This window comes from Plasticicumulans acidivorans, from assembly GCF_003182095.1.
In the GTDB taxonomy this organism is placed as follows: Bacteria; Pseudomonadota; Gammaproteobacteria; order Competibacterales; family Competibacteraceae; genus Plasticicumulans; species Plasticicumulans acidivorans.
This window is the reverse complement of the sequence record NZ_QGTJ01000003.1, coordinates 437371-443381: the sequence shown is the minus strand read 5'-3', so window position 1 is coordinate 443381 and position 6011 is coordinate 437371. Positions and strand designations below refer to the sequence as shown.

General features: G+C 53.5%; 5 protein-coding genes, 4 pseudogenes and 1 other annotated feature. Of the genes and pseudogenes, 5 read left to right on the top strand and 4 right to left on the bottom strand.

The annotated features are described in order from the left end of the window. Nucleotides 1-39: 39 nt before the first annotated feature. The 3 genes and pseudogenes from C7443_RS07440 to C7443_RS07430 all read right to left on the bottom strand — a co-directional run. Nucleotides 40-1134 carry an IS3 family transposase gene (locus C7443_RS07440; RefSeq protein WP_246004586.1) on the bottom strand — a complete coding sequence of 365 codons (1095 nt, stop codon included), beginning with the start codon at nucleotides 1132-1134 and terminating at the stop codon, nucleotides 40-42. 74 nt (nucleotides 1135-1208) lie between these two features. Beyond that, nucleotides 1209-1424: pseudogene (locus tag C7443_RS07435) on the bottom strand (DUF4158 domain-containing protein); the annotation flags it as partial. 2 nt (nucleotides 1425-1426) lie between these two features. Next, a pseudogene (locus tag C7443_RS07430) lies at nucleotides 1427-1836 on the bottom strand (recombinase family protein); the annotation flags it as partial. A 132-nt stretch (nucleotides 1837-1968) separates the two neighbouring features. Here C7443_RS07430 and C7443_RS19855 point away from each other — a divergent pair. The 3 genes from C7443_RS19855 to C7443_RS19845 all read left to right on the top strand — a co-directional run bounded on the left by C7443_RS19855 (nucleotide 1969) and on the right by C7443_RS19845 (nucleotide 3350). Beyond that, complete coding sequence (locus C7443_RS19855; RefSeq protein ID WP_146213260.1) at nucleotides 1969-2367, top strand: hypothetical protein; 399 nt, start codon at nucleotides 1969-1971, stop codon at nucleotides 2365-2367. A 29-nt stretch (nucleotides 2368-2396) separates the two neighbouring features. Next, nucleotides 2397-2822 (top strand): hypothetical protein, encoded by a 426-nt coding sequence (locus C7443_RS19850; RefSeq protein WP_146213259.1) that lies wholly within the window; start codon nucleotides 2397-2399, stop codon nucleotides 2820-2822. A 108-nt stretch (nucleotides 2823-2930) separates the two neighbouring features. Continuing rightward, the gene (locus tag C7443_RS19845) at nucleotides 2931-3350 is read left to right on the top strand and encodes a hypothetical protein (protein ID WP_146213258.1); all 420 of its coding nucleotides are present in this window, start codon (nucleotides 2931-2933) and stop codon (nucleotides 3348-3350) included. 464 nt (nucleotides 3351-3814) lie between these two features. Here C7443_RS19845 and C7443_RS07425 read toward each other — a convergent pair whose 3' ends face one another. Continuing rightward, nucleotides 3815-4909 (bottom strand): IS3 family transposase, encoded by a 1095-nt coding sequence (locus tag C7443_RS07425; RefSeq protein ID WP_246004585.1) that lies wholly within the window; start codon nucleotides 4907-4909, stop codon nucleotides 3815-3817. A gap of 71 nt (nucleotides 4910-4980) precedes the next feature. Here C7443_RS07425 and C7443_RS07420 point away from each other — a divergent pair. Together C7443_RS07420 and C7443_RS20375 are read left to right on the top strand one after the other, a co-directional pair. Beyond that, nucleotides 4981-5487 (top strand): annotated as a pseudogene (locus C7443_RS07420) (LysE family translocator); the annotation flags it as partial. A gap of 108 nt (nucleotides 5488-5595) precedes the next feature. Then, nucleotides 5596-5769: pseudogene (locus tag C7443_RS20375) on the top strand (IS3 family transposase); the annotation flags it as partial. Further along, nucleotides 5647-5763 (top strand) — a sequence feature (AL1L pseudoknot). It overlaps the preceding pseudogene by 117 nt. Nucleotides 5770-6011: the final 242 nt, after the last annotated feature.

Genomic DNA, 6011 nt, shown 5'->3' with positions numbered 1-6011 from the left:
GGGTAATCCCCCCGCTTTTAACGGACGTCAAAAGTGGGGCTAAGCGGCGAGTGCCAGTTTTTGCATCGGGGTGATGCCGCCAAGCGCCATGTTGGGGCGCTCGTGGTTGTACGTCCATAGCCAGCGGGTGGCTTTGTCCTGTACCTGCTCGATGGTGTCGAACAAGGTTGTGGCCAGCCAGGCGTAGCGGACGGTGCGGTTGTAGCGTTCGACGTAGGCGTTCTGTTGCGGCTTGCCCGGTTGGATGTGCTCGATCCGAATGCCGCGCTGCCGTGCCCAGGCTAGAAGCGCGCCACTGATGTACTCCGGGCCGTTGTCGCAGCGAATCACGCGTGGCTTGCCGCGCCACTCGATGATCTGCTCCAGCGACCGGATCACCCGGGCCGAGGGCAACGACAGGTCCACTTCGATCCCTAGTCCCTCGCGGTTGAAGTCGTCCAGCACGTTGAACAAGCGGAAGCTGCGGCCATCGCTGAGCGGGTCGTGCATGAAGTCCATCGACCAGACCTGATTGATCGTCTCGGGCACCGCCAGCGGCTCTGGGCGCTCCCGCACCAGTCGCCTCCTCGGCTTGATCCGCAGGTTCAACTCCAGCTCCCGATAGATGCGGTAGACCCGCTTGTGGTTCCAGCCGAAGCCCTTGACGTTACGCAGGTGCAGGAAGCACAGGCCAAAGCCCCAGTCGCGGTAGGCCGTAGTCAAACGGACCAGCCAGTCGGCGATCCTCGCGTTCTCTTCGCTGGCCTTGACCTGGTAGCGGAAACAGGTCTCGCTCAGATCAAAGGTCTGGCAGGCGTGTCGGATACTCGTGCGTCCGCCCTGTACCGCCCATCGGGCCATCTCCCGGCGTTGAGATGGCCTTACCATTGTTTTGCCATCGCTTCCTTCAGTAGCTCGGCGCTGAGCTGGGCATCGGCATACATCTTCTTCAGCCGCCGATTCTCGTCCTGCAGCTCCTTGAGCTGGGACATCAGCGACGCATCCATGCCGCCGAACTTGCTGCGCCACTTGTAGCTTGTAGAACGTGGCCGAACTGATGCCGTGCTCGCGACACAACTCCGGCACCGGCGTGCCGACTTCGGCCTGCTTGAGAACGGCGATGATCTGGCTATCGGTAAAACGGGACTTCTTCATGGAACATCCTCGGCGAAGACTACGAGAAAATTCCACTTCTGACGGCAGCTAATTTGCGGGATGATTACCGATGTGGGCGGCTCGGCATCCGTCGGCAGGGCAAAGCCGGGATAACGCAGGTAGCATAACTGCACCGCGAAGCCGAGCCGGTTGTGGCTACCGCGCCGCTGACGGATCACCAACAGGTCGGGTTCGGAGAAAGTGTAATGCTGTATGAGTTCATCGTCGGCGGCCGGGAAGGCCAGTAGGCCGGTGCGCTCTGCGGGCGTCAGCAAATTGCGGCGCGGCATGGTCAGTCGTCCGTTCTCAGATACTGGTATAGGGGTTCCCGGCTGATGCCGAACTCGCGGGCAAGCTGCGCTTTCTTCTCGCCGGCAGGGGTGCGGCGCTGCAACGCGGCTACCCGCTCTGGTGCGAGTGCCTTCTTGCGACCCCGGTGGGCTCCGCGCTGTCTGGCGAGCGCGATACCCTCGCGCTGCCGTTCGCGGATCAGGGCGCGCTCGAACTCCGCAAAGGCCCCCATCACCGAGAGCATCAGATTCGCCATCGGCGAGTGAAGGTCAGGTGCTCCTTGACGAACTCAATGCGTACGCCGCGTTGGGTGAGGCCCTGCACCAGGCGGCGCAGATCGTCTAGGTTGCGCGCTAGGCGATCCATGCTGTGCACCACCACCACCGTGTCGCCTTCGCGCACGAACCCGATATGAGTATAATTCCATTAATTTATGGCTACTATATCCATGGATTATAGCTTAGCAGCGCCTGAGGCAGGATAACCTTTGGGCCGTTATAGAAATATCGATGAACCCAAAAAGCGAATAGCGGAGAAATATTAATGAAAGTTAATATCGCCCACGATGACGAACAGGCACACGCAAGCGACTTTGACTTGATTATAAAAGACACAATTCAGTGGATACGACATTTACATTCAAACAATAGAATCGTAACAATGCTGGAAAAGCAAGGAATAAATAAAGATGATGCACTTGTACTGATATCAACGTTACGGGCGGAAATGTCCAAATCCATTAATTCAATAGGCTACAAAAATACGGCTTTCGGTTTTCTTTGGTTTTTTGTCGGAAGCTTCATTACATTACTTGGCTATTCTGCTATGAGCCATAATGGTGGTGGTCGATTTACGTTGTTCTGGGGGGCAATATTATATGGAGGGATAAAATTTATCTTTGGCGTGTCGCAGTTGATCCATGCACGATTGATTCGCAATTAATACACAAAAAACAAATCTGGTGCCACAGCATGAATGAGCTCAATATCGTTTACATCATTCTTATTATAATCGCAGCCATGGCAATTGCGTTTATTTTAATGTCGGTTAATCTGCGCATTAGCATACGATTAATATTAAAATTTTGGCTGGCTTGGAATGTGGCATGTAAAAAAACCGTAACGTTAATGGCCGCTAAATTGACAGTAATAATTATTTCAATAGGTTTTTTTATTTTAACTGGAGGAGTAGGAGCTGCAGGAATAGAATCAATCAATATTATTGCGTCATTATCTATTGGTAGTATTGTATTCGGATCATTGAATAACCCGGCAACAGAACTGAAAATCGGCATGGGAAAGGGATTTTTTGTTTATATTTTAAGTTTAGTATTGATTGCCATGGAAGTAATAGCGATAATACTTTTACCAGGATTATGGAACCTGATAAAAAACTGACTGTACGAGGCATGACAATAACAAGATATAGCCAATTTTATTTTAGAGTGCCACTAATTTAGTGTTGCGGAACAAACTGATTTAACCTGATAGCGAGAGCACTTGGTCATGAAAATAGCATTATATGAAACTAAAAAAGGAATTGGTGTCACTATAAAAGTTGCGTTATTTTCAATAATGATCATGACTGCATCTGTTCGATGTAATGCCTTCAGCATTGAAGGTTACGAAAACTTGTCAAGGTCATCCAATGAGAATGCGGCTTTGGCGGTGACCGCCTACTTTCAGGCTTTATACGAGCTGATATCTTTTCTCACAATAACAACCAAAGACATATATGTCGGAAATGAAAGATTTATTTGTCTTCCAAAAGATTTTAATCTTAGTTATAAAGAGTTAAAAAAAGTCGTCGATGACGAAATAAATAACTCACAACCATATGTTCAGGTGTTTGGGAGTGACTGGAAAAAGAAGGAAATGTCAGCATTTGTCATGTTTGGTTTAAACCGCAAGTTCCCATGCAATTAGCCAAGAGACTCCATGGCTTTCAAGAAAGTGGCTACGGGGCCATCATGATCGTCCTCGAAGCCGAGCAACACGCGTCTGAGCGCCGTGAGATATCGATGCGGCGTCCTGCTGTGCTGTCCGCAGGCACCAATGGCGAAGGCGAAGTCCACGTTCAGGATGATGTATCCGCTAACCCTCGAAGGCCTGGATCGAGATGAATGTGTTTGCAACATTCTGAGTAAAATGGATTTTTTCGTTTTGCAAAAAAACTAATCATGATGCGGTAAAAAAGAGGGGGCGCGAGCGCCCTCTTTTTTACCGCATCATGATCTTGTTTTGATTATTGAGGGACTCAAGCCGTATAGCGGAAAAACCATGGTAATCCTCCCGCAAATTAGCTGCCGTCAGAAGTGGAATTTTCTCGTAGTCTTTGCCGAGGATGTTCCAGGTAATCCCCCCGCTTTTAACGGACGTCAAAAGTGGGGCTAAGCGGCGAGTGCCAGTTTTTGCATCGGGGTGATGCCGCCAAGCGCCATGTTGGGGCGCTCGTGGTTGTACGTCCATAGCCAGCGGGTGGCTTTGTCCTGTACCTGCTCGATGGTGTCGAACAAGGTTGTGGCCAGCCAGGCGTAGCGGACGGTGCGGTTGTAGCGTTCGACGTAGGCGTTCTGTTGCGGCTTGCCCGGTTGGATGTGCTCGATCCGAATGCCGCGCTGCCGTGCCCAGGCTAGAAGCGCGCCACTGATGTACTCCGGGCCGTTGTCGCAGCGAATCACGCGTGGCTTGCCGCGCCACTCGATGATCTGCTCCAGCGACCGGATCACCCGGGCCGAGGGCAACGACAGGTCCACTTCGATCCCTAGTCCCTCGCGGTTGAAGTCGTCCAGCACGTTGAACAAGCGGAAGCTGCGGCCATCGCTGAGCGGGTCGTGCATGAAGTCCATCGACCAGACCTGATTGATCGTCTCGGGCACCGCCAGCGGCTCTGGGCGCTCCCGCACCAGTCGCCTCCTCGGCTTGATCCGCAGGTTCAACTCCAGCTCCCGATAGATGCGGTAGACCCGCTTGTGGTTCCAGCCGAAGCCCTTGACGTTACGCAGGTGCAGGAAGCACAGGCCAAAGCCCCAGTCGCGGTAGGCCGTAGTCAAACGGACCAGCCAGTCGGCGATCCTCGCGTTCTCTTCGCTGGCCTTGACCTGGTAGCGGAAACAGGTCTCGCTCAGATCAAAGGTCTGGCAGGCGTGTCGGATACTCGTGCGTCCGCCCTGTACCGCCCATCGGGCCATCTCCCGGCGTTGAGATGGCCTTACCATTGTTTTGCCATCGCTTCCTTCAGTAGCTCGGCGCTGAGCTGGGCATCGGCATACATCTTCTTCAGCCGCCGATTCTCGTCCTGCAGCTCCTTGAGCTGGGACATCAGCGATGCATCCATGCCGCCGAACTTGCTGCGCCACTTGTAGCTTGTAGAACGTGGCCGAACTGATGCCGTGCTCGCGACACAACTCCGGCACCGGCGTGCCGACTTCGGCCTGCTTGAGAACGGCGATGATCTGGCTATCGGTAAAACGGGACTTCTTCATGGAACATCCTCGGCGAAGACTACGAGAAAATTCCACTTCTGACGGCAGCTAATTTGCGGGATGATTACCCAGGCATCTCGGTACATGTTATTTATACTTTGCTGGGCATGGGGGCATTAATGCATGCCACGCCATGGCTGCTGCTTGTGGCCGAGCTGGCCGGCGCGGGTTATTTGCTTTATCTCGGCATAATGTTTATATGGCAGGCTGGTCGGCAACTGAATGCGATATCGCCGGATACAGGAGATGGGGTCAAGAGCTTCTGGCAGTCGTTCGTATTGGGTTTTCTGACCAATGCCACGAATCCAAAAGCAACCTTGTTTTTCTTGGCCGTATTTACAACGATTGTCAGCGCATCGACACCCTTGCACATTCAGATGCTTTATGGAGGCTGGATGTGCTTTGTCAATGCGGGGTGGTTCGTTTTAGTTAGCCTGATTTTTGCCAGCGAGGGGATGCGTCAGCGCTTTCTGCTCATCGGGCATTGGTTCGATCGGATGATGGGGTTGTTGCTTATCGTGTTTTCGGTGCGGCTTTTTTGGGCCGCATTCGGCATTGTTACCGTCGGCGCAGAATGAAAATATGGGCTGAATTTCTCGGCTCTCGCCGGATGTATCAGGCGGAACGCAATAGCAGTTAGCGCAATAGGTAGACGACGGCCGAAGCACAGCACATCCGCAATGCGTGAGCGCGAGGTCTGCGAGTTGCGCAAAGCCAGCGAAATTCTGAAATTGGTCAGTGCACTGTCCCCCGGCGGCGCCCGATCGCCGCTTCAGGTCATGAATGCACTTGATTGATGTGCACCGCTCGACCTATGGGGGGAGCCGCTCTGCCGCGTGCTGCAGATTGCCCCGGCGGGCGGCGCGATGCCGTGAGTGGGGATACACACATCGAGCGCGTCTGACACGCCGAGCTGCAGGTTCTGCGGTGCCGATAAACGGTCCGGCGTCGACGGCGGTGGGTGTGCGTGGTGGTTCAAAAGTCCCGGTCGATCTTTTGGTTCTGGTGTGTTTGCGTGTTGAATATGGATGCTTTCGCAGTGCATGGCCGGTCGGTCGGGTGTTCCCGCGCCCGGCGATGGCAGGATTCGATCTGTTAGCAT